Source organism: Phaeodactylibacter sp., from assembly GCF_022763345.1.
Taxonomy (GTDB): domain Bacteria; phylum Bacteroidota; class Bacteroidia; order Chitinophagales; family Saprospiraceae; genus Phaeodactylibacter.
In genome coordinates, this window is record NZ_JALEGS010000065.1 from 57,627 (window position 1) to 78,646 (window position 21,020).

A 21,020-nucleotide genomic window follows, 5' to 3' on the forward strand; every position below is an offset into this window, starting at 1 on the left:
CGGTTTTTGGGCGCTTATGGGTTAATTTTTTGATAATTTGGATGCCCACGGAACGAAGAGCTTCCATGGTTTAACCCATCAAACCCTTTCAAATGCCTGTGATGGACAAAGAACGCCCTGTACTCGTCACCGGAGCTTCCGGCTACATCGCTTCCTGGATTGTCCGCTTCCTGCTGGAGGAGGGCCACGTGGTACACGCTACCGTAAGGGATAAAACCCAAACGGAGAAAGTCGCTCACCTTACTGAAATCGACAGCCGGGAATCGGGCCAGCTCAGGCTTTTTGAGGCCGACCTGCTGAAGCCCGGGTCATTCGCAGAGGCGATGAAAGGTTGTGCGCTGGTGATACACACGGCCTCGCCATTCCAACTTAACACCAAAGACCCGCAGCGCAGCCTAATCGACCCGGCACTGAAGGGCACCCGCAATGTGCTGGAAACGGCCAAACATACTCCCGGAGTGCAGCGGGTGGTACTGACTTCAAGCGTAGCAGCAATCTACGGGGATGCGATAGAGCTGGAAAGCGCTCCCGGGCAGGTTTTTACGGAGGAACAATGGAATGAAAGCAGCTCCCTCAGGCACCAGCCTTATTCTTACTCCAAGACGGTAGCCGAACGGGAAGCCTGGAAAATCGCTGGTACGCAGTTTGAGTGGGACCTGGTCACTATCAACCCAGGCTTTGTGATGGGACCATCCCTTAGTCAGCGTACCGATGGCACAAGTACACAGTTTATGCAATCTATGGCCAACGGGCAATTCAAAGCAGGTGCACCGGACTTATACTTCGGGGTGGTAGACGTCAGAGAAGTAGCCCGGGCACATCTCCTGGCAGGATTTCTATCCGAAGCGGAAGGCCGGCATATCTTGTCTGCTTCAGAGCATAGCATACTGGAAATGAGCCATATGCTTCGGGAAAGCTATGGCGATAAATATCCCTTCCCGAAAAAATTACTCCCCAATATCTTCCTTTATCTGTTTGGTCCCTTCCAGGGCTTTTCCTGGAATTTTTTGCGCCGCAATCTCGGCTACCCCCTGCGTTTCAACAACCGAAAAAGCCGGGCAAAGCTGGGGCTGAAATACCGTCCGGTGGCGGAGACCCTGCGTGAGCACATCCAGCAATTGGAAAAAGACGGGTTACTGTAAGCTTAAGCCAGCTTTTTCATACGGACATAGCCATTGACGGTCAGCAAAAGGATAGCGCCAACGAATAACCAAATAAAAGTAGCGTTTAGTCCCGTCTGATGCCCCAATCCAATCTGCAAAATACCCCAGTGAATATACGCCAACAGCAGGTTAGTCACGAACATAATACCGGAGACCAGCAGCCTCGACTCCCTGATCAGCGCCTCCCGGTTCTCGTCGGTGACCTTAACCGGGAAGTTGTAATTGTTGGGGTCGCGCCCGATTAGCCCCACCAGCACTGAAGTCGCAATAGCGATTCCCGGCAACAAGAAAATCATTGCTCTGGGGCCGTAATCATCCGCCTGCCCACCCGCATTAAAGTGTATCGGCATTTGTTCCGGCAGGGAGCCGTAGTAAAACAGCCCGGTCGCCAGCATGAAAGCGATGCCGGCCAGGCTTAGCACATCCAGCGTAAAAAACAGTTGACGATTCATAGGTTAAGTCTTCATTGTAAAAAGGGTATCAGATTTAAAATTACTCAATCCTTGCATCATGGAGCCTCCCGGGGATTGACCCTCAGCCCCCGTAGTCGGTTCAGCGCAGCTGCCAGCTCGAGAGATCGGAAAGCCGCATAATCACCATTTGGTTCCTTCTGCAAAACGCCAAGCCCCTGCTGTTCGATATCCTGCATGACCCGGTTTAGAGCTTCGGGCAGAGTTGCTTCGCCCAGGTAGCGCCGGAGGTAAAGCAGGGCATCCGCAACAGCGTTCAGTTGCCCGTTGTCTACCAGTTGGGCGACGGCAGACAGGTCGATATCATACCGGCCAAATTGTATGCTGCGGGTGTCAAAAGCCCGGACTTTCTCCCGTTTTCCTTTTTTGGCATTCAGGCTTTCGGGCAGGGGTATGCGCCGGGATTGGGTGGGAAAGGCAGCGGGCGTTTCCACTGACCGGGACTGGGGGAACTCCTGCGCGACGGACCTGGCACGCGTGGTCAGGTCCTCCGGCCGGTAGGCATTCATGCCGATGACGGTGTCTGCAGCATCGAGGTAGAGCCCGGAGCCGCCGAGCACCAGCACCGTACTGACGCCCTGCTCCTCGTACAACTGCCGGATGCGGTCCACAAAAGGCGTAATGGGCTCCCGCTGCTGCGGAATAAGCGCCTGCATGCGCTGATCACGGATCATAAAATTGGTGGCCGAGGTGTCTTCGTCAATGAGCAGCGCCGTTGCCCCGGCCTCCAGGGCTTCCATCACATTCGCTGCCTGAGAAGTGGAGCCGCTGGCATTTGGAGTGGAAAACTGCTGGGTGGGCTGCCCGCCCGGCAGGTTGTTGATGAAGGGGGAAATGTCGACCCGCTCAATGTAGCGCCCGTCCTCTGCCCGGATTTTAGCCGCCCGAGGCTGACTGACGACAAAGGAGCGCCCATCGCCGGGAATGTGATTGTAAACACCCAGCTCGATAGCGCGCAGCAGGGTAGACTTGCCGTGAAAGCCGCCGCCGACAATGAGGGTAATGCCTTCAGGAATGCCCATCCCTGTTATGGTGCGGTTGGGCAGCGCCACTTCCACCCGAAGGCTTTCGGGCGATTGAAAAGGCAGCCCGCCAGACATGGGTCGGTCATCCACCCCGCTGGCCCGGGGCAGTAGGGCGCCATCGGCTACAAAAGCGACAAGGCCTAATTCCGGTAGGCGGCTCCGTAGTGCATCCGCATCCTCGTTGGTAAAAATATGCTCCCTAAGGATGGCTTCATCCTGCACCTCGAAGGGTAGGCTATGAGCTACAATCTGAGGAATTTCCTGCTCAAAGATGACCGCCGCCTGCCGCCCGGCGATGCGGCGCCCGAAAGCTGGCAGCCCCACCCTAAAGCGGGCCTCCATCCAATCGTCCCGGAGCACCACTGAGGTACGTTCCAGTATTTCCTGTCCGGGCTGAGCGATGAATACCGCCCCGCTTTTGCCACTGCCCCGGTTGCCTTTGCTGAAGCGCCGGCACGCCCGGCTAAACTGCCGGTTGAGGTAATCGCACAGGGCGATCCTTCGGCTTTTGTTGGCCTGCGCCCAATCGGGGAAGGTGTTCCGGATGCGCACACGCACGCGGCTTGGAGCCGCAAAGGGGTCACCCTGCACATGATCGATGGACAACTCAAAACCTTCAAAGGCGTACTGCCCACAGATGTCCTTGTAGGCTTTGTAGCTTTTGCCGTCGAGGTGATGGAGGGTGGATTGTAGTTGTTGGGCGGTTTTCATGCGGGGAAGTTAGGGAGATTGCTGCATAGCTTGTAATTTTCCCTATCTTCCCTTCAAAAATGCTCGATCAGCCCAGCCCAATCCGTGAAGGGGAAGCCCTCGATCAGGAAGCCCTGCAAACCTACCTGCGGCAGCACTGGGATGGCTTCCGGGAAATGGAAGGCATCCAACAATTCCCTGGTGGCTATTCCAATCTGACCTACCTGCTCCAAACCAATGCAGGGCAAGCCGTACTCCGCCGCCCGCCATTTGGCGCCAACATCAAGAGCGCCCACGATATGGGGCGGGAGTACCGGGTACTGTCCAAACTCAGACCGGTGCTTAAAACCATTCCCCAGCCCATCGTCTACTGCGAAGACGAGGCGATCATCGGCGCGCCCTTTTACCTGATGGAGCGGGTGGAAGGCATCATCCTGAGGGGCAACTTAGCCAAACAGTTGCAATGGGCACCTGAGCAAATGCGGTTGATCTCGGAGTCTGCGGTGGATACGCTGGCAGCCCTTCATCAAATTGATATCGAAGCGACCGGGCTCATCGAGCTGGGTAAGCCGGAGGGCTACATCGGCCGGCAGGTAGAGGGGTGGATCAAGCGGTATTATAAAGCCGAAACGGACAAGGTGCCCGCTATGGACGAGCTGGCTCAATGGATGCAGAAAAATAAGCCTGCAGATGGCCCCGCCGGGCTGATCCACAACGACTTCAAATACGACAACCTGGTGCTCCACCCGGACCCGCCCCATAATATCCGCGCCATCCTCGACTGGGAAATGGCTACGGTAGGCGACCCGCTGATGGACCTGGGCACCACCCTCGCTTACTGGACCGAGCCGGAAGAAGCCCGCCTCATGCCCCTGGCTGCCGCCAACCTCACTTGGCTGCCCGGCAACCTCAACCGGCAGGAGGTGCTGGACCGCTACGCCCAGCAGCGGGAAATAACGATCACCAACCCGGTCTTCTACTATGTCTTTGGTGCGTTCAAAATCGGAGTGATTGTGCAGCAGATTTACGCTCGCTACCAAAGAGGGCATACGCAGGACCCCCGCTTTGCGAATTTGCTGCAAGCGGTGCGGTATTTTGGGCAGCGGGGGATTGCAGCACTGGATAAAGGTAAGATTTCAGGGCTGGATTAACATCAAAATATTAATAAAATGATAATTAGCCCTATCTTTTAGACGTTACCGGCGACTTTCGCGTTTACAACACAACCTTTACCCCAAAACAATTTGGCTATGAACCGATCATCATTTTTTCTCCTCTTCTCCCTGAGCCTGGCCTTTTGCCTGCAGGCACAGGGGAATACGCATCAGGAATACCTGGAACGCTTCAAGGAAATTGCTATCCTGGAAATGGAGCGGACCGGCATCCCGGCAAGCATCAAACTGGCGCAGGGGCTCCTGGAGTCTGGTGCAGGCACAAGCGACCTGGCCCGGCGTGCCAACAACCACTTTGGCATTAAATGTGGCAGTGGCTGGAATGGCCGGACGTACTACAAGAAGGACGATGATGTCAATGACCGGGGGGAGCTGATCGAATCCTGCTTCCGCAGCTACAAAAATCCCGATGCCAGTTACCGGGCACACTCCGAATTCCTGCGCGACCCAAACAAGCAGTTCCGCTATGGGTTCCTCTTCCGGTTGGACCCCACCGACTATAAAGCCTGGGCACGAGGGCTCAAGCAGGCAGGCTACGCCACCAGCGCAACCTACTCCAGCAAGCTCATTGACATCATTGAGCGTTATGAACTGCACCGCTACGACCGCATGACCTCCACCGGTATTATCGCGGGCGGTGAGACGGGTGTGCCACAACTGGGCGGCGATGGGACCGATGCGCCTAACACAATTGTGGCCGGGCAGGTCTTTACCAACAACGATGTGCAGTACGTGCTGAGCATGTCCGGTGAGACCCTGCAGGAAATTGCCCTTCGTACCAACTCCGACCTTACGGACCTCGTGCGCTACAACAACAACCAATACAGCCGTAACCGCCAACTGGAACAAGGCACAGTCATCTACCTGCAGTCCAAGCGCAACAGCTTCAGGGGGCAGCGGCAGTGGCATTATGTGAAAAAGGGCGAAACCATGTTCAGCATTTCCCAAATCTACGGTATCGACCTCGACCGCCTGTACCGGCGTAATCAGTTGGAAAAAGGTCAGATGGCAGCCGTTGGCGAGCGCCTGAAGATACGGGGCTGGAATGTTAGCGACCCTCCCAAATTGGGACGGGAAGTGGAAGCGCCATCCTCTGTGCCCGACCGCAACGACGTGATGGACTTCCCGGAACCTGAGCCACCATCCATTGACGAGGGACCGGTCAATCCTATTGTCATCGAAGATGAGGTCTTCGAGCCCGATAATGACTTCGACTTTGATGATGACTTTCTGGACCCCATCACCCCGCCACCGGGCAACCGCCCTGACCCCAGGCCCGATAACCGTCCGACCTGGAATGACCGGCCCAGCCAGCCAGATACCGATAATGGGTTTGACAGGGATGACTGGTTCAACTCAGATGATGACCCGGCGCCCAATCCGCCACAGCCGGACCCTCGACCTGTACAGCCTTCCGGCAGCTTACATACTGTTGTGAAAGGGGATACTCTATTCAACATCAGCCGCCGCTACAATCTAACAGTTGACCAGCTCAAAGCACTGAATGGGCTGACCAGCAACACCATATTCATTGGTCAGCAGCTGAAGGTGCGGTAAGGCAATGCAAGTGACCGGAGCGCTATTTCCTGTATAGCGGTCCGGTTATTTCGTAATAATTCAAGACCTTTGCGCAAAACCGGAATGATGAAGCAACGGATACTCATGATGATAATCGCTGCGCTGAGCGTGGCAGGACTACAAGCCCAGGGCACCGTATACGGCATCAAGGGTGGATTCACCCTGGCCACTCAGCAGTGGGATGGCATCAACACCAATGCCCTGTTTTTGCCTCAGGGCGATTTCTTTATTGAAGATGTGCCAGAAAGCAATGCCTTCTCACTCTTTGCTTCTCTAGGTTATCACCCTAAAGGCAGTGCCTTGCGGAACCGCTTTTTCAATAACGTCCTCAACGGGCAACTCACCCGCGTGCCACCGGAGCGCTTCATTTTTCACAATGCCTCTCTGGTGCTGGGCGCCAAGCAAAAGTTTGACATCGGCAGGGGGGAAAGCCGCTTTTTCTACTCTATTGGTGTACGGGCGGATTATACCTTTGACACCAACCTGAATGAATTTGATGAGATTAACAATTTCTTCTTCTCTACGCTTCCGGTCAATGACCCCACCTACATCCGGGAGTTCAACTACGGGGTGACGATAGGCGGTGGCATGGAGTACAACCTTAGTGATTTTGTCGGCATGTCTCTGGAGCTCAACCTTCACCCGGACTTTTCGTTCCAATACGAGCAGCCGGAAATTGGGAATGTAACCGACCCCTTCACCGGCAACCAAACCACGATACCGGAGCGGCAAATCCGAAATATTGCCTTTGAAGTGAGCCTTGGATTCCGCTTCCTTCGTGAGGTAGTTTATATCGACTAACAGATTCTTCCATTCAACCATACACATGCGACTCAGAAGCGACGGGCTGGAAAAAATTTACGGTAAGCGGAAAGTAGTGAAGGGCGTCTCCCTGGAAGTTAATCAAGGGGAAATTGTCGGGCTGCTGGGGCCGAATGGTGCCGGGAAGACGACCACGTTTTACATGGTGGTGGGCTTCATCAAGCCTAATGTCGGACAGGTATTCCTGGAGGGGGACAACATCACAGACCTGCCCATGTACAAACGGGCACAGCGGGGCATCGGCTACCTCCCGCAGGAGCCTTCCGTTTTCCGCAAACTTAGTGTGGAAGACAATATCGCCGCCGTGCTGGAAATGATGCCCTACCCCAAAGCAGAGCAAAAGGAACGCCTGGAAAGCCTGATCAGTGAGTTTGGCCTGGAGAAGGTCCGTAAAAGCCGGGGGGACACCCTTTCTGGCGGTGAACGCCGCCGTACCGAAATTGCGCGAGCCCTGGCGACCGATCCTAAGTTTATCCTGCTGGATGAGCCTTTTGCCGGTATTGACCCCATCGCCGTGGAGGACATTCAATACATCGTAGCCAAGCTGAAGACCAAGAACATCGGCATTCTCATCACCGACCACAACGTGCAGGAAACCCTCTCCATCACCGACCGGGCCTACCTCATGTTTGAGGGGAATATCCTCAAAGCCGGCACGGCCGAAGAACTCGCTGCCGATGAGATGGTCCGCAAGGTCTACCTCGGCAAAAACTTTGAACTCCGAAGAAAAGTCATCGACCTCAATGAAGAACGTTAACCTGGTCTTCCTACTGTTGGGCGTTTTGCTATGGCCGTCCTGCGAGTCTCAGGAGACAGGCATCCGGCTGACTTCCAGTGAGCGCATCCGTATTGACAGCCTGGCCAAGAAGCAGATTGACAGCCTTGTGCCCGTATTGGACAGCCTGTGTACGGTAAATAAGGACAAATTGATTGAGCAGGCGCTGGATTCCATCATTGAATTGCGACAGCAGGAAGAGCAGACCCTTCGCGAGCGTATCATGCGAAAACAGCAACAGCAATGAGCAGACTTTCCGTTATCCTCACCGTGACCGCCTTCCTGGCCTCCTCCTGCGGCGAAGACAACCGCAACCGGATTGCAGTAGAGAACATGATTCAGGAAGAGGTCACTCAGCGCGTCGCCACTTACCGGGAAAACCGGACCCAACGCTGTTATGAAGATGCGGTAAAGGAGGCCAGTACCTTGGCGGATTCTATCCTGCTGCTGCAGGCCCGCCTCAACCGGGATACCGCTTCCAAGCCTCCGCGGCCCACCCGCCCGGAGCGGCCCGCTGCCAAAAAACTGCGCGATTCCCTATTGAAGGTCGCCCCATTGCTCTCCGAAGACAGTATCCTCAAGCTCCTGAGGCTGGATTCACTGCAGCGGGACTCCCTGCAGCCTGATACCATCGAGACGCCTCTTAATCAGTAGGACCCGCGTTCCGGTAGAAGTATTTGTACAGCTTTTCATTCAGCTTGCCCACGAGGCGGAGCGCATCAAACTCATCCTGATCTTCCCGTGGAAAAATACTTCCCCAGAATTTCTGAAAGTCATTCAAGCGTTGATAGTAGGGAAAAGGCGGAGGCGGGCTTTTCAATTGCTCGCCCAGTATAACCATAGCTTCCACCCCATCAGAGTAGTCTTTGTTGGTCCTGCCAAAGCTGAGGATGAATGCTGGTTTTTGCTCCAGCGTAATGTTCGCGTCCGGCTCCAGGTCTGCATTCAGCAGGTGCCCCTGAAAATTACCGGCTTTAAGCTCAGGCGTGAAGTAATCGTAGGTGAACCGGACATCCGAGAAGTTATAGGACTCCCGGAATGCCCGGTACATATTGTTGTTGAAAGTCCGGGTCTCTTTTCGGGTGGCCTCCAGTTCTTTTTCCAGCCATTTGGCCCGCTGGTTCGTATTGTCGTCATTTTCCAGCGCGTCCTGCAGGGCCATCATTTTGCGCTGATTGGACGGCAGGCGGATGATCAGGGTGCCGCTGCGCAGGTCTTTGATGGCCGCAACCGGAGTACTTACCGGCACGGCTGTGGTATCCTGGGCGTACGAAACGATGCCAAAAGCCATAAGTGCAAGCAGTAGCGTCAATCTGGAAAGCATAGTGGAATGTTTAATGTTAAGAAAGTATTATTTACCGGACAAAATTGAGCCTTTTCGCTTAAGTAATTGTATTAAGTGGCTGATGTTGCGAAATTAGGGTAAGGACCTGAACACCCTGCCCAATTGTGTGAAAAAATTAGCAACTTTGCAGACCTGAACAACGAAATGACCATGCAATCAGTAGACATTGAAGCCCTCAATCAGCAAATTTACCTGGACAGCGCTTTTGTGGACCGCCTGAACCAGGAAACCGCGCAGGTGATCGTGGGGCAAAAGCATATGCTGAACCGCTTGCTCCTGGGGCTGCTCACCAAAGGGCACGTCCTTCTGGAAGGCTTGCCGGGACTTGCCAAAACGCTGGCGATTAAGACCCTTTCTCAGGCTATTGATGCCCGGTTCAGCCGTATTCAGTTTACGCCCGACCTGCTGCCGGCCGATATCATCGGTACTATGATTTACAATCCGCAGCAAAACGAGTTCACCGTGCGTAAAGGCCCGGTCTTTGCCAATTTTGTGCTGGCTGACGAGATCAACCGGGCCCCTGCCAAAGTACAGAGTGCCCTGCTCGAAGCCATGCAGGAGCGGCAGGTCACGATCGGCAATCAGACCTTCAGCCTGGAGGAGCCTTTTCTCGTACTGGCCACCCAAAACCCCATCGAGCAGGAAGGAACTTACCCCCTGCCCGAGGCGCAGGTCGACCGTTTTATGCTCAAGGTAAAGATTTCCTACCCCAACAAGGAGGAGGAACGCGAGATCATCCGGCGGGTACTGGGCAGCGATAACTTCGGTAATGTCAGCCCGGTCGTGAAGCCGGAGGAAATCCTCCAGGCGCGCCAATCTGTGCGCAAGATCTACATGGATGAGAAAATCGAGCGCTACATCCTCGATATCGTTTTTGCCACCCGTGAGCCCGACAGCTATCAGCTGGGCCGGCTGAAGCCCCTGATCAGCTACGGAGGCTCGCCCCGGGCAAGCATCAACCTGGCCCTGGCTGCCAAAGCCCAGGCTTTTCTCAACCGCCGGGGCTACGTCATCCCTGAGGATGTGCGCAATGTATGCCTCGATGTCATGCGCCACCGTTTGGGACTGACCTATGAAGCCGAAGCCGAAAATATCACACAGGAAGACCTGATCAACAAAATTCTCGATACCGTAGAAGTACCCTAAATCATGGAAACCAGCGAACTGCTGAAGAAAGTCCGCAAGATTGAAATCAAGACCCGGGGGCTGAGCCGGCATCTCTTTTCCGGAGAGTACCACTCAGCCTTCAAGGGGCGGGGCATGTCTTTCAGTGAGGTTCGAGACTACCAATACGGGGACGATGTCCGCAATATCGACTGGAATGTAACCGCACGCACCGGCACCCCTCACGTCAAAATCTTTGAGGAAGAGCGGGAACTGACCGTGATGCTGCTGATCGATATGAGCCCTTCCTCCTTCTTCGGCACCGTCAATCAGCTCAAAAACGAAATCATCACGGAAATTTGCGCCGTGCTGGCCTTTTCCGCCATCAACAACAACGATAAAGTGGGCGTGGCCTTCTTCGCTAATGAAGTAGAGTTGTTTATTCCGCCCAAAAAAGGCAAGCAGCATATCCTGCGCATTATCCGGGAACTCATCAATTTCGAGCCTAAAGGCAAAGGCACGGAAATTGGCGCTACCCTGGAGTACTTCAACAACCTGGTCAAAAAGCGGAGCATCTGCTTCATTATTTCCGACTTTCTGTCGATGGAGTACGAACAAGCACTGCGGGTGGCTGCCCGCCGCCACGACGTGATCGGTGTGAACATCATCGACCCCCGGGAGGAAAACCTGCCGGATGTGGGCCTGATCCGGGCACAGGACGCTGAAAGCGGAGCCATACGCTGGATTGACACCTCTTCCCAACGGCTAAGGGAGGAGTACGCCCGCTGGCACCAAAACCACCTGGACTACTTCACCCAGACGTTCCGGAAAAGCGGGGCCTCCGTGGTCAATATCCGAACCAACGAATCATACGTGGATGCGCTACACCAGTTTTTCCAACAGCGCTCCTGACCTAAAAACGCAGGGTAATTTATGATCAACCGACACCGAAATCACTGGCTGCCCCTTCTGACCCTCCTGCTCCTGGGCTGGTCGGCTTCGGCTTGGGCTCAACCCAGCATTTTGGTGGTCCTCGAGCAGGAAACCGCCTTGTTTGGCGAAGCTGTTCCCTTGCAGATTGTAGCGGTGGCCGAAGCCGGTACCACGATTGATGCCTTCGACTACCGGGCATTGGAAAATCAGGACAACATGGAAGTCCTGGACGCTAAGCGCCTCGATAAAGCCGGCGAAGGCGCCCACTCGGTCAGTACCCTGGACCTGAAGCTAATCTTTTGGGAAGAAGGCCGCTACACCATCCCTCCCGTCACCCTGACCTACACCACGAACGGTCAACAGGAACAAATACAAAGCGACAACGCATCCATTCTGATCCGCACCATGGATGTGGCCAGCGATACCACCCGCCTGATGCCGATCAAGGATATTATTGAGGAGCCGATGACGTTGCGGGACTATGCCCCGTACCTGGTGGGCATCGCTGCCCTACTCATCATCGGTTTGCTGATTTACTTTTTCCGGCAAAACCGAAAGGCTGCTTCAGCACCGCCCAAACCACCTCGCCGCACCACCCTGCGCGCCCTGATGATGGAGCGCCTCAACGCCCTGGAAGCAGAAAAACGCTGGCAGCAGGGCGATATCAAAGGCTACCACAGTGAACTGACCTATCAGGCCCGCTTTTACCTGGAGCGCCGGTACGGCATCCGGGCCCTGGAGTCGACCACCGACACCATCGTACAGCACCTGGAGGGCCATGCGCTTTCCGCCGAACAGGTACAGACACTGCGCAGGCTGCTGCAAACCGCCGACCTGGTCAAGTTTGCGAAAGCAGAACCGGAAGTAGCCTTCCACGAAGAAGCCATGCAGCGGCTGCGGCAGTTCATTCGCGATACTGATAACCCCCGGCTGATGGCCGCCATTTACGAGAGTGGCACCATTGAGACCTACGAAAAAGCGGAGGACGACAAGGAAGCATCATGAGCATATTCAGCCCCAACATAGAATTTGTCAATCCGGAGTTTTTCCTCCTCTTGCTGCTGTTGCCTGTAGTAGGCTGGTACTATTTGCGCAAGCGCTGGCAGCACTACGCGACGCTGCGTATGCCCAGCCTGGCGAGTGTGCAGGGCATGCAGTCGTGGCGGGGCAGATTGAGAGGGCTGCTGCCTGTATTCAGAGCGCTGGCTTTTGGGTCGCTTGTGATCGCCATGGCCCGGCCCCAGGAAGTCCTGAAAGAGGAGGAGGTGAATGCGGAGGGCGTAGACATTATGCTTGCCATCGACCTCTCCAGCAGTATGCTCGCGCAAGATTTCGAGCCCAACCGCCTGGAAGTCAGCAAAGCGGTGGCCAGCGACTTCGTTGATAAGCGCCCGTACGACCGGATCGGGCTGGCCATTTTTGCCGGAGAGGCCTTCACCAAATGCCCGCTGACTGTTGACCACCGCATCTTGAAAGGCTTTTTGGGTGAACTGGAATGCGGAGAGTTGCAGGACGGTACAGCTATTGGCATGGGGCTCGCTACGGCCGTGCGCCACCTGGAAAGCAGCGAAGCCAAGAGTAAAATCGCTATCCTTCTAACCGATGGCGTTAATAACGCAGGGTACATACAGCCAGAAATGGCCGCCCAAATCGCTCAGAAAATCGGCATTAAAGTTTACACCATTGGCGTGGGCTCCACCGGCGATGCCCTGACGCCCATCAGCCGCCGCAGCGATGGCCGCTACATCTTCGGGCGGGCCCGGGTGGAAATTGACGAAGCCCTGCTGCGGGACATTGCAGAAATGACACAAGGCGCCTATTTCCGGGCCACTTCTGCGGAAAGCCTGCAGCAGATTTACAATCAGATTGACCAACTGGAAAAAAGCAAAATTGAAGTGACGGTGATCAAGCGCTACAACGAGGCTTTCCACCCCTTCGTTTTTTGGGGGCTTGTTATATTGCTGGTGGAAGCCCTGCTGCGGTATACCGTATTGCGCACGATCCCGTAAAGCCCATTTTTTTTTGCAAAACAACCAAGGCATGCTACAACTCGAACATCCCGAACATTTATACGCACTGCTGCTGCTACCGCTGCTGGGCCTGTTTTTTTGGGCGGCATGGAGAGCACGGAAGCGGGCGATCGGGCGTTTTGGCAACCACAGCCTTATGGAGCAGCTCATGCCGCAGGTCTCCCGCTACCGGCAGTACCTGAAGTTTGGGCTGCTGATGCTCGCTGTAGCCTTGCTTGCCGTTGGCTGGGCTAATCCGCAGTACGGGGCCAAACTGCAAAAGTACAAGCGCAAGAGCGTCGACATTATCATTGCCTTTGACCTCTCCCAGAGCATGCTCGCCACCGACATCACTCCCAGCCGGCTGGAGCGGGCACGGCGCTTTGGGCAGGAACTGGTGGAAGGGCTGAGGGCCGAACGCCTTGGCATGGTCGTCTTTGCCGGGAGCGCCTTCCTGCAATCACCAATTACCACCGATTACAACGCCATTCAGCTATCCCTGCGGTCGGCCAGCCCCGATATGATTGGCAATCAGGGCACCGCTATTGCGGAAGCCATTGAGCTGGCAGGGGAGTCTTTCGAAGACAACAACAAGAGCCACAAGGCGTTAATTATCATTACAGATGGCGAAAACCACGAAGAGGAAGCCCTGGCTGCTGCCGAAGCTGCCGCAGAAGATGGGCTCATTCTCTACACCGTGGGAGTAGGCACGACCGAAGGAAGCTTCATTACCATCAGGCAAAACGGCCGGGAGATGTACAAACGCGACCAACAGGGCAACCCCGTTCGTTCCCGCCTTAATGAAGCGGTCCTCCGGGACATCGCCAAAGCCGGCAATGGCAATTATTTCAACCTCTCTGCGGGAAGCGACGCCGTAGTCAATGCCCTGAAGGAACGCATCGACAAGATGGAAAAGCGCGCCTTTGAGCAGCGTAGCTTTTCGGAGTTTGAAAGTTCTTTTCAGTGGTTTGTTGGCATCGCTATACTGCTGCTCGTGTTGGAATTCCTGATGCCATACCGGAGCAGCGGCAAAGGCAGAAATCAAAATTTATTTGGAGAAAATGCGTAATACCATGAGATGGCTTATTGCAATCATTCCGGGGCTCTTTTTGGCGCAAGCCACCCTGTCTGCACAGTCGGTGCACCGGCTGCTGCGCGAAGGCAATGAGGCCTACAAGGAAGAAGCCTATGCGGGTGCAGAAGAAGCTTACCGGAAATCGCTGGAAGCCAACAGCACCGCCCGTGGACATTACAATCTCGGCAATGCCATCTACCAACAGGGACGCTATGACGAGGCAGTACGGCGCTATGAGCATGTGATCGAAAATGCCGACAATACCGAGGTACGGGCGCAGGCTTACCACAACATGGGCAATGCCCACTTTGAAGCCCAGGAATACGAAAAAAGTGTGGAAGCTTTTAAAAATGCGCTCCGGGAACGCCCCGGCGACCGGTCCACACAGTACAACCTCGCTCAGGCGCAGCGGCAGCTGAAGATGCAACAACAACAGCAACAGCAAAACGACGAGCAGAACGAGGATCAGGAAAAACAGGACCAGCAGCAACAACAACAGAACAATCAGCAGCAGAATCAGGACGAGCAGCAGCAACAAAACCAACAGCAACAGCAGGAACAACAATCGGAAGGCGAAGACCAAAACCCGAGCGAACAGCAAGCCTCCGAGCAACAACAGGGCGAAAGCGACCAGCAAAAGAATATGGAGAAACGGGAACTCTCTGAAGAGGAAGCCCGCCGCCTGCTGCGCATCATAGAGGAAGAAGAACTACAGGTACTCGAAAAGCTGCGCAAAGCCGAAAAAGGGCAACCCGTGAAAAAGGAAAAGGACTGGTAACAACCCTTTGGCAGGAAACGTTGTCATTGTAAATAAAAAACCATTGGAATCATGAAAAAGGTACTCTTTGTTACATTGGCATTGCTGAGCCTTTCCATGCTCCGCGCTCAGCAAAGTGAGGTGCGCTTCACCGTTGAAGTCAACACCGATTCTCTACTCATGGGCAATATGCTGCAGGTCCGCTTCATTCTTGAAAACGGACAGGGGCAAGACTTCCAGGCGCCCTACTTCAATGGCTTTAGCGTAGTGAGCGGGCCCAATTACGCCTCCAGCATGAGCATGGTCAACGGGCGCACCACACAGCGGCTCACCTACACTTTCCACCTGATGCCCGAGGATATTGGCAATTACTACATCGAGCCGGCCAGCATCAAGGTAGGCGATCAGTATCTGGAGACGGCCCCAATCGAAATTACGGTCGTGTCTAACCCGGATGGCATTCAGCAAGGGCCCGCACCCGGGCAGCAGCCGATGCTACAGTTCAGTATGCCGGGCTTTGAGGATTTTGACATGCGCGGTTTTGGGGATTTCAGTTTCCCTGGGTTTGAAAACTTCAACATGGAAGAATTCATGATGCCGGGCTTCGGCGACTCTTTTAACATCGACAGCCTGATGCGCGAATTTCATCAGTTGCAGCCTTACGAGCTGCCGGAAGGTGAGCAGGAAGGTCGGCCTGGCAAAAAGCGCAAAACTTTTAAATTGTAAATCATATCTACCATGGCTATGATCCGAATGTATGTTACCGCGTGTTTCGCGATGCTCCTTACAGCAGGTACCCTGAGCGCACAAACTACATTTGAGGCCACCACTGATGCCCGCCGCGTATTGGAAAACAGCTATTTTGAAGTCACCTTCACGCTTTCCAATGCGCAGGGTGGGCAGTTTTCACCTCCGTCTTTTGAAGACTTCCTGGTGGTTTCCGGGCCGAGCCAGGCGGTCAGCACCTCCATGATCAACGGACAGGTAAGCCGCACACAAGCCTATTCTTACACCCTGAAGCCAAGGCGCACCGGTACGTTCACTATTGGCAGTGCCAGCATAAAAGTGAGCCGTACCACCCTGCGGACCAAGCCGCTGACAATAGAGGTCGTAAAGGGGCGAAAAGGCGATCCTGGAGCAGAAGAGCAGGTCTTCATCCGCGCAGAGCCCTCTACTGAAACCGCCTACGTGGGCCAGCAAATCCTGCTGGATTACAAGCTCTATACCACCCTTGATGTGGAAAGCTTCAATATCCTGGAAGAGTCCGGTTACCAGGGCTTTTTCGTGCAGGATGTGCGCCGGTTCAACGGCCGGGTAATGCGGGAAGTCATCAATGGCGTGCAGTACACTACGAAGGTGCTCAAGCGCATTGCCCTCTTCCCGCAGCAGACCGGGCAGCTGACCATCGAGCCTATGAATGTTCAACTGGGCGTGGTAAAGGAAGGCGCCAAACGCAGCCGCAGCTTTTTCTTCACACCCGAAGTGCGGCCTTATCCGGCGGCTACCGAGACCGTCAACATCGAAGTGCTGCCCTTGCCCGCCGGTGCGCCGGAAAGCTTTACCGGAGCCGTGGGTGACTACCAGATCCGCCCCGACCTAAGCTCCAAAACCGCAACCACTGATGATGCCCTCACCTTCATCCTTACCGTTCGGGGCTCCGGGGACATCAAAAGGGTGGAAGCGCCCGCGCTAGACTTGCCGGAAGGCTTCGAGGTATATGAGCCCAAAGCTGTGGAAGAAACCAATCTGGAACTCAATGCATCTATCGAAGGAAAAAAGGTTTTTGAATACCTGCTGCTGCCCAAAGTACCCGGCGATTACGAGTTCACGCCCAAATTCACTTACTTCTCGCCCGACAGTGCGAAATACGTCACTCTTGCGGACCAGTCCTTTTCGATATATGTGAAGCAGGGTACCGGACAGCCGGGCCGGGCAACAGCAAGCCTGAACGAAACCGAAGATATTGGCCCACTGATGCTCAACCCCGGGCTGACTCAAACCCGTGCGCCTTTTTTGGGAAGTGCGCTGTTCTGGGGGCTAATCGCAGCACCTTTATTGCTGTTTGGCGGGCTATTGGGATGGCGCAGGCACCGGGCCAGACAAGATGATATCGACCCAAATGAGCGGCGGATGCAAGCCGCCCGGGGCGTGGCGCAGGAGCGCCTGAGTCAGGCCAAATCTCATCTGAAGGCGGGCGACAGCCGGGCGTTTTATGATGAAGTGTCTAAAGCTATTTTGGGCTACGTAGGTGATAAATTGCAAATCCCCCGGTCTTCCATGAGTAAGAGCTCCCTGCGCCAGCGCCTTCAGGAGTTGGATTTGGACGAAAGCTTAATCGAAACCGTGATGAGCATCGTGCAGGACTGCGAAATGGCACTGTTTGCCGGGCAGGCAGATGCTGGCAAAATGGAAACGGTCTACGAGCGGGCTACGCAGGCTATTGCGGGTATGGAAAAGGCGGTGTAGCGGTGGTGATGCTCATGTTCCCAAATTTGCCGTACGATGAATCACAACCCTGACCTGCTCCGCTTCGATATCATTGATGAAATCAATGTGGGGATAGGCTTTTAGCGCGCGCAAGACCCCACTGCCCGCTCCTTTGTATTCCAGTAAATTCGGAGCCAGGGAATCAAGGATGTCATTTCGCTTTTTGCGAATCCCCCTTTTCATTTGCTCTACGGTCAGATTGTTGGGCAATCTGCCCGGGCTGATGATTTCAACCCTGTTTTCAAAGATGTATAGCTTGATGGTATCCTTAATGAAGTAATCCCGGTGAATCAGGGCGTTGGTCAGTAGCTCCGTTAAAACGACTTTAGGAATTTCCAGTACGCCGGGACTGTTGAAGGTGTCGCCGCTTTGTACTTTGTGCAGTGTCCTCATCAAAAAGTCCCTGGCCTGACTAAATTGCTCGGGTAACGTACCCCTTAAATAATCAGATGCCCGGTAGCTATCCGCCTCAAGTTCATTGCCCCAAAACCAAATGGCGGTGATAAAAAAACCAGTGAGGGATTTTTGCGGGTTGTTGGTAAAAAGCAATGCTCCGGCTAGATTGGGCTTGCCGTCTTGGCCGAGTCGGAGATTTTCAAACTTGCGTTCCTGGTCCGGCTCAGCAGGCTCTTCGTAGGTGGTTTCATAAAAATGGCTGAACTTATCCCAATCAATGTCGGCATAGGTGCAATGCGGCAATACTTGCTCCTCGGCATAAAGGCCCCCACTGCTTTGCAACATGCGCCTCAATTCTTCATTGCTGGTCACTTTTCGTTTATCTGAGCCATTCTTCACAAAAACCAGCCCGTCTTTATCCTTGTAGGGCTTGCTAATGCCTTCCGGAACCCTTGCCACTATAATCCGTTTCTCCGGTTCCACCTCCACCGTTTCTGTTTCAATGCTAATGGGGCTCTTAACATGCTCGTTAGCTGCGGTAGTTAGCAAATTATTAATGCGCTGAATATCCTGATAAGACAAGCCTTCAACAGACCCTGTTTTATCATTGACCCCGATGATGATCAAGCCGCCTTTGGTATTGGCAAAGGCTACTATTTCCTGTGCGATACTGGTCGCATTGGTCACGTTCAGCTTGAATTGGGCCTTGCTGGTCTCTCCTCCTGCTATGATGTCTAATACCTCTAGCGCTTCCATAGTTGGTATACGTTTTTCCTGCGGTCGAGAGCCCACCGGCTCCCGTGTTGAAAAAAATCATTCATTGACTCAGCTTGATTGTGGATTTCGGTCTTGTTATAAATATACAATTAGTCCGCCACTTTTACCTTTCCCGTCACGACCTCGCTGATCAGGGCGGTGCGGTATTCGGTTAGTAGTGCGATTAGCTTTTGAGTACGTTTTACTTGTTTGTCAACTCGATTAATTTCTGATTCGAGAAAGTTGACAATTTCGATTTGTTCCTCTTTACTAAATTCATAAAAGGGTGTGCTATAAAATGCCCCGTGATTTAAATCTGGAATGGTTGTTGTACCTGCAACTAGTAAAAGATATTCTTTAATTCGGCTACTTTTTAAGAAATAATACAGAAACAATCGATCGATTTCATCACGATTGAAATCAATTAAAAAGAAGTTATTATGGAATACACCTTCAACATTAATGATTGGCTCTCCTGTTGCTCCTGTCCTAGCCATTAGAATATCACTCTTTGTGCAAATCACATTATTTGGCGGGTTTTCAATAAACTCTTTTGGCTGATCAGGATTGTTAATAGACCGAATGGTAATGTACTCAAGGGAATTTTCAACTTGAGATAAAAACCTTTCTTCAATTGGAATTTGTAGACCTTGTCTAACTCTACAAATATTTTTCATCCTACTAACCTCCCACTCCGCCGGCACCTCCCCCAACCACTCAATACCCGAATCCCTCATCGGCGCATCCGGATTCAGCCCCTTGGTGACCGCCTGATTGATAATAGCCGTTTTTTCCTCTTCGTACAGCTCCAGCAGGCGTTTTTTGTCGGCGATGAGAGCGTCTATTTCGACGGTCTTGCGGTCGAGGTAGCGGGCGATGGCGGTTTGTTCGGAAGGAGTAGGAATTACAACACTTGAGTTTTTTAGAATTGCTTGTGTAATGCTAAATACTTTTATGCCGGAAACTTCACTTCTGATTTGATTTCTGTAATGCAACGAGTCAAAAAAGTAAGCTAGATACCGATAATTTTTGCTCTCTTTTTGTTTGGCGATTATAGTATGGTAACCAGCAAAAGTGGGGATGTCGCTATGCAAATGTGTAAAGTTCCCAGAGCCTTCAATATCTTCAGAAGTATCGGCAAAAATAAAATCTCCTCTATTTAAAAGGGACTTCTCTGAAGTTTCTAAATATTCATTTTCAACACACTTCAAACGATTTTTTTCTGGATTAACTTCAAAACCGAACTTTGAGTGAATCTCACCATAGTTTACACATGGCACACCTTCATCTTTTAAATCTTGCTTCGTTATTGATAAACCTCTTGAGAAGGAAAACAAATAATTGAACTTCCTCACTCCCCAGTGCTCCGGAATCTCCCCAATCCACTCAATGCCGGAATCTTTATAGCTGTCATATCGTTTCATGCGTCTTTCTTCTTTTTAATCTCCTCCTCCAGGGCCTTCAGCTCTTCGAGGTCCTGCGTATCGGCGGTACGGGCATCGGCTATTTTACGACGCTGATCAAATTGTTCGTACAGGGCTTTCACCTGCTTTTCCATGTCCGCCTTGGAGATGCTGCCCACATGGTCCAGCACGGCTTTATCCTGAAATTCGAGGATGCGGTCCACGTTGGCGCGCCAAAAATCCATGGTCAGGTCCTGCCGGTTTTTCGCGCGCAGTTCCGCACTTTCCAGGAAGATGACCACCAGGCGGTTTAGGGTGTCGATCTCGTCGTGACTGAGGTAATTCTTGGCTATGATGACATCTCCCTTGCGCACGATGCTGCCTTTCCAGGAGGTCAGGCCCATGTTGGGCGCCTGATCATCCGCCCTGGATACGATGATTTCGGCGGCGGTTTTTCCGGTGACAGCGTAGAGTAGTTTGTTTTGGGTTTCGGCAAAAAACATCTGGGTGGCCTTGTCGGAAGCGTCGTAGTCGCTGCTTAGCGCAAAGAGGTCGCGGACTTTTTGGTAGAAGCGCTTTTCCGAAGCCCGGATGTCGCGGATGCGGTCCAGCAGCTCGTCAAAGTAGTCCGGGCGGCCATCGGGGTTTTTGAGGCGTTCGTCATCCATCACGAAGCCTTTGACCATATATTCTTTCAGGTTTTTATTGGCCCATATCCGGAACTGCGTGCCCCTTTTGCTGCGTACCCGGAAGCCGATGGCGAGGATCATGTCGAGGGCGTAAAAAGTGACTTCGTATTGTTTGCCATCGGAGGCAGTTGTAAAGTAATTCTTTACAACTGAATGCTCGTCCAACTCCCCTTCTTTCAGGATGTTAGCTATATGTTGCCCGATATTTTGCTTGGAGGTATCAAAAAGCTCCGCCAGTTGCTTTTGGTTCATCCAAACGTTCCCGTCTTTGGCGAATAGGGAAACGGAGGCTTTGCCATCGGAGGTATTATAGATGATGATTTGATTTTTTTCTTCCATATCAGTCCAATACTCTTTTTCCGCTTCCAATA

At 53.3% G+C, this 21,020-nt stretch carries 21 protein-coding genes; 15 read left to right on the forward strand and 6 right to left on the reverse strand.

All coding sequences use genetic code 11. The features are described 5' to 3' along the window. The first annotated feature begins 92 nt into the window (after positions 1 to 92). Positions 93 to 1,142: an aldehyde reductase gene (locus MRY86_RS17960; protein ID WP_363325465.1), complete on the forward strand. Its 1,050-nt coding sequence runs from the start codon at positions 93 to 95 to the stop codon at positions 1,140 to 1,142. A 2-nt stretch (positions 1,143 to 1,144) separates the two neighbouring features. On the opposite strand, the gene MRY86_RS17965 is transcribed toward MRY86_RS17960, so the two are convergent. Further along, a complete protein-coding gene (locus MRY86_RS17965) occupies positions 1,145 to 1,615 on the reverse strand; it encodes a DUF1648 domain-containing protein (RefSeq protein ID WP_293570114.1) in 471 nt (156 codons plus the stop codon). Positions 1,616 to 1,671: 56 nt separating this feature from the next. Continuing rightward, on the reverse strand, positions 1,672 to 3,369 hold the full coding sequence (locus MRY86_RS17970) for an ABC-ATPase domain-containing protein (RefSeq protein WP_293570115.1): 1,698 nt from the start codon (positions 3,367 to 3,369) through the stop codon (positions 1,672 to 1,674). A 59-nt stretch (positions 3,370 to 3,428) separates the two neighbouring features. Between MRY86_RS17970 and MRY86_RS17975 the strand changes: the two genes are divergently transcribed. The 6 genes from MRY86_RS17975 (at position 3,429) to MRY86_RS18000 (ending at position 8,349) form a co-directional block, all read left to right on the forward strand. Further along, complete coding sequence (locus MRY86_RS17975; RefSeq protein ID WP_293570116.1) at positions 3,429 to 4,499, forward strand: phosphotransferase family protein; 1,071 nt, start codon at positions 3,429 to 3,431, stop codon at positions 4,497 to 4,499. A gap of 99 nt (positions 4,500 to 4,598) precedes the next feature. Further along, the gene (locus tag MRY86_RS17980) at positions 4,599 to 6,077 is read left to right on the forward strand and encodes a glucosaminidase domain-containing protein (RefSeq protein ID WP_293570117.1); all 1,479 of its coding nucleotides are present in this window, start codon (positions 4,599 to 4,601) and stop codon (positions 6,075 to 6,077) included. Between the two features lie 87 nt (positions 6,078 to 6,164). Then, positions 6,165 to 6,899, forward strand: a complete 735-nt coding sequence (locus tag MRY86_RS17985) for a hypothetical protein (RefSeq protein ID WP_293570119.1) — start codon at positions 6,165 to 6,167, stop codon at positions 6,897 to 6,899. 25 nt (positions 6,900 to 6,924) lie between these two features. Then, positions 6,925 to 7,677 (forward strand): LPS export ABC transporter ATP-binding protein, encoded by a 753-nt coding sequence (gene lptB, locus MRY86_RS17990; RefSeq protein ID WP_044218635.1) that lies wholly within the window; start codon positions 6,925 to 6,927, stop codon positions 7,675 to 7,677. Beyond that, a complete protein-coding gene (locus MRY86_RS17995; RefSeq protein ID WP_293570121.1) occupies positions 7,664 to 7,942 on the forward strand; it encodes a hypothetical protein in 279 nt (92 codons plus the stop codon). Before lptB ends, MRY86_RS17995 begins: the two co-directional genes overlap by 14 nt. Next, entirely contained in the window at positions 7,939 to 8,349 is a 411-nt protein-coding gene (locus MRY86_RS18000; RefSeq protein ID WP_293570122.1) for a hypothetical protein, read from the forward strand. The genes MRY86_RS17995 and MRY86_RS18000 overlap by 4 nt, the downstream gene beginning before the upstream one ends. Here MRY86_RS18000 and MRY86_RS18005 read toward each other — a convergent pair. Further along, positions 8,339 to 9,019, reverse strand: coding sequence for a hypothetical protein (locus tag MRY86_RS18005; protein ID WP_293570123.1), 681 nt, complete (start codon positions 9,017 to 9,019; stop codon positions 8,339 to 8,341). The genes MRY86_RS18000 and MRY86_RS18005 overlap by 11 nt on opposite strands. Positions 9,020 to 9,190: 171 nt before the next feature. Between MRY86_RS18005 and MRY86_RS18010 the strand changes: the two genes are divergently transcribed. From MRY86_RS18010 to MRY86_RS18045, 8 genes are read left to right on the forward strand one after another with little or no spacing between them, the layout of a single operon-like run. Beyond that, entirely contained in the window at positions 9,191 to 10,186 is a 996-nt protein-coding gene (locus tag MRY86_RS18010) for an AAA family ATPase (protein ID WP_293570125.1), read from the forward strand. 3 nt (positions 10,187 to 10,189) lie between these two features. Beyond that, complete coding sequence (locus tag MRY86_RS18015; protein WP_282782581.1) at positions 10,190 to 11,056, forward strand: DUF58 domain-containing protein; 867 nt, start codon at positions 10,190 to 10,192, stop codon at positions 11,054 to 11,056. A gap of 21 nt (positions 11,057 to 11,077) precedes the next feature. Beyond that, positions 11,078 to 12,082, forward strand: coding sequence for a hypothetical protein (locus MRY86_RS18020; protein WP_293570128.1), 1,005 nt, complete (start codon positions 11,078 to 11,080; stop codon positions 12,080 to 12,082). Beyond that, entirely contained in the window at positions 12,079 to 13,086 is a 1,008-nt protein-coding gene (locus MRY86_RS18025; protein ID WP_293570130.1) for a VWA domain-containing protein, read from the forward strand. Before MRY86_RS18020 ends, MRY86_RS18025 begins: the two co-directional genes overlap by 4 nt. A gap of 31 nt (positions 13,087 to 13,117) precedes the next feature. Continuing rightward, a complete protein-coding gene (locus MRY86_RS18030; protein WP_293570132.1) occupies positions 13,118 to 14,155 on the forward strand; it encodes a VWA domain-containing protein in 1,038 nt (345 codons plus the stop codon). Positions 14,156 to 14,159: 4 nt separating this feature from the next. After that, entirely contained in the window at positions 14,160 to 14,939 is a 780-nt protein-coding gene (locus MRY86_RS18035) for a tetratricopeptide repeat protein (RefSeq protein WP_293570134.1), read from the forward strand. A 51-nt stretch (positions 14,940 to 14,990) separates the two neighbouring features. Next, complete coding sequence (locus tag MRY86_RS18040; protein WP_293570136.1) at positions 14,991 to 15,644, forward strand: BatD family protein; 654 nt, start codon at positions 14,991 to 14,993, stop codon at positions 15,642 to 15,644. A 12-nt stretch (positions 15,645 to 15,656) separates the two neighbouring features. Beyond that, positions 15,657 to 17,384 carry a BatD family protein gene (locus MRY86_RS18045; RefSeq protein ID WP_293570138.1) on the forward strand — a complete coding sequence of 576 codons (1,728 nt, stop codon included), beginning with the start codon at positions 15,657 to 15,659 and terminating at the stop codon, positions 17,382 to 17,384. Positions 17,385 to 17,396: 12 nt separating this feature from the next. On the opposite strand, the gene MRY86_RS18050 is transcribed toward MRY86_RS18045, so the two are convergent. The 3 genes from MRY86_RS18050 to MRY86_RS18060 form a co-directional block, all read right to left on the reverse strand. After that, the gene (locus tag MRY86_RS18050) at positions 17,397 to 18,557 is read right to left on the reverse strand and encodes an RNA-binding domain-containing protein (RefSeq protein ID WP_293570139.1); all 1,161 of its coding nucleotides are present in this window, start codon (positions 18,555 to 18,557) and stop codon (positions 17,397 to 17,399) included. 110 nt (positions 18,558 to 18,667) lie between these two features. After that, positions 18,668 to 19,981 (reverse strand): restriction endonuclease subunit S, encoded by a 1,314-nt coding sequence (locus tag MRY86_RS18055; protein WP_293570141.1) that lies wholly within the window; start codon positions 19,979 to 19,981, stop codon positions 18,668 to 18,670. Further along, positions 19,978 to 20,988, reverse strand: coding sequence for a virulence RhuM family protein (locus MRY86_RS18060; protein ID WP_293570143.1), 1,011 nt, complete (start codon positions 20,986 to 20,988; stop codon positions 19,978 to 19,980). Before MRY86_RS18060 ends, MRY86_RS18055 begins: the two co-directional genes overlap by 4 nt. Positions 20,989 to 21,020: the final 32 nt, after the last annotated feature.

Bases quoted from the DNA above. Each gene is read 5' to 3' on its own strand.
- MRY86_RS18050 (WP_293570139.1), bottom strand. From the start codon at position 18,557: ATGGAAGCGCTAGAGGTATTAGACATCATAGCAGGAGGAGAGACCAGC.
- MRY86_RS18045 (WP_293570138.1), top strand. From the start codon at position 15,657: ATGGCTATGATCCGAATGTATGTTACCGCGTGTTTCGCGATGCTCCTT.
- MRY86_RS17965 (WP_293570114.1), bottom strand. From the start codon at position 1,615: ATGAATCGTCAACTGTTTTTTACGCTGGATGTGCTAAGCCTGGCCGGC.
- MRY86_RS17975 (WP_293570116.1), top strand. From the start codon at position 3,429: ATGCTCGATCAGCCCAGCCCAATCCGTGAAGGGGAAGCCCTCGATCAG.
- MRY86_RS18005 (WP_293570123.1), bottom strand. From the start codon at position 9,019: ATGCTTTCCAGATTGACGCTACTGCTTGCACTTATGGCTTTTGGCATC.
- MRY86_RS18000 (WP_293570122.1), top strand. From the start codon at position 7,939: ATGAGCAGACTTTCCGTTATCCTCACCGTGACCGCCTTCCTGGCCTCC.
- MRY86_RS17960 (WP_363325465.1), top strand. From the start codon at position 93: ATGCCTGTGATGGACAAAGAACGCCCTGTACTCGTCACCGGAGCTTCC.
- MRY86_RS18060 (WP_293570143.1), bottom strand. From the start codon at position 20,988: ATGGAAGAAAAAAATCAAATCATCATCTATAATACCTCCGATGGCAAA.
- MRY86_RS17980 (WP_293570117.1), top strand. From the start codon at position 4,599: ATGAACCGATCATCATTTTTTCTCCTCTTCTCCCTGAGCCTGGCCTTT.
- MRY86_RS17995 (WP_293570121.1), top strand. From the start codon at position 7,664: ATGAAGAACGTTAACCTGGTCTTCCTACTGTTGGGCGTTTTGCTATGG.
- MRY86_RS17985 (WP_293570119.1), top strand. From the start codon at position 6,165: ATGAAGCAACGGATACTCATGATGATAATCGCTGCGCTGAGCGTGGCA.
- MRY86_RS18010 (WP_293570125.1), top strand. From the start codon at position 9,191: ATGCAATCAGTAGACATTGAAGCCCTCAATCAGCAAATTTACCTGGAC.
- MRY86_RS18035 (WP_293570134.1), top strand. From the start codon at position 14,160: ATGAGATGGCTTATTGCAATCATTCCGGGGCTCTTTTTGGCGCAAGCC.
- lptB (WP_044218635.1), top strand. From the start codon at position 6,925: ATGCGACTCAGAAGCGACGGGCTGGAAAAAATTTACGGTAAGCGGAAA.
- MRY86_RS18030 (WP_293570132.1), top strand. From the start codon at position 13,118: ATGCTACAACTCGAACATCCCGAACATTTATACGCACTGCTGCTGCTA.
- MRY86_RS17970 (WP_293570115.1), bottom strand. From the start codon at position 3,369: ATGAAAACCGCCCAACAACTACAATCCACCCTCCATCACCTCGACGGC.
- MRY86_RS18025 (WP_293570130.1), top strand. From the start codon at position 12,079: ATGAGCATATTCAGCCCCAACATAGAATTTGTCAATCCGGAGTTTTTC.
- MRY86_RS18040 (WP_293570136.1), top strand. From the start codon at position 14,991: ATGAAAAAGGTACTCTTTGTTACATTGGCATTGCTGAGCCTTTCCATG.
- MRY86_RS18020 (WP_293570128.1), top strand. From the start codon at position 11,078: ATGATCAACCGACACCGAAATCACTGGCTGCCCCTTCTGACCCTCCTG.
- MRY86_RS18055 (WP_293570141.1), bottom strand. From the start codon at position 19,981: ATGAAACGATATGACAGCTATAAAGATTCCGGCATTGAGTGGATTGGG.
- MRY86_RS18015 (WP_282782581.1), top strand. From the start codon at position 10,190: ATGGAAACCAGCGAACTGCTGAAGAAAGTCCGCAAGATTGAAATCAAG.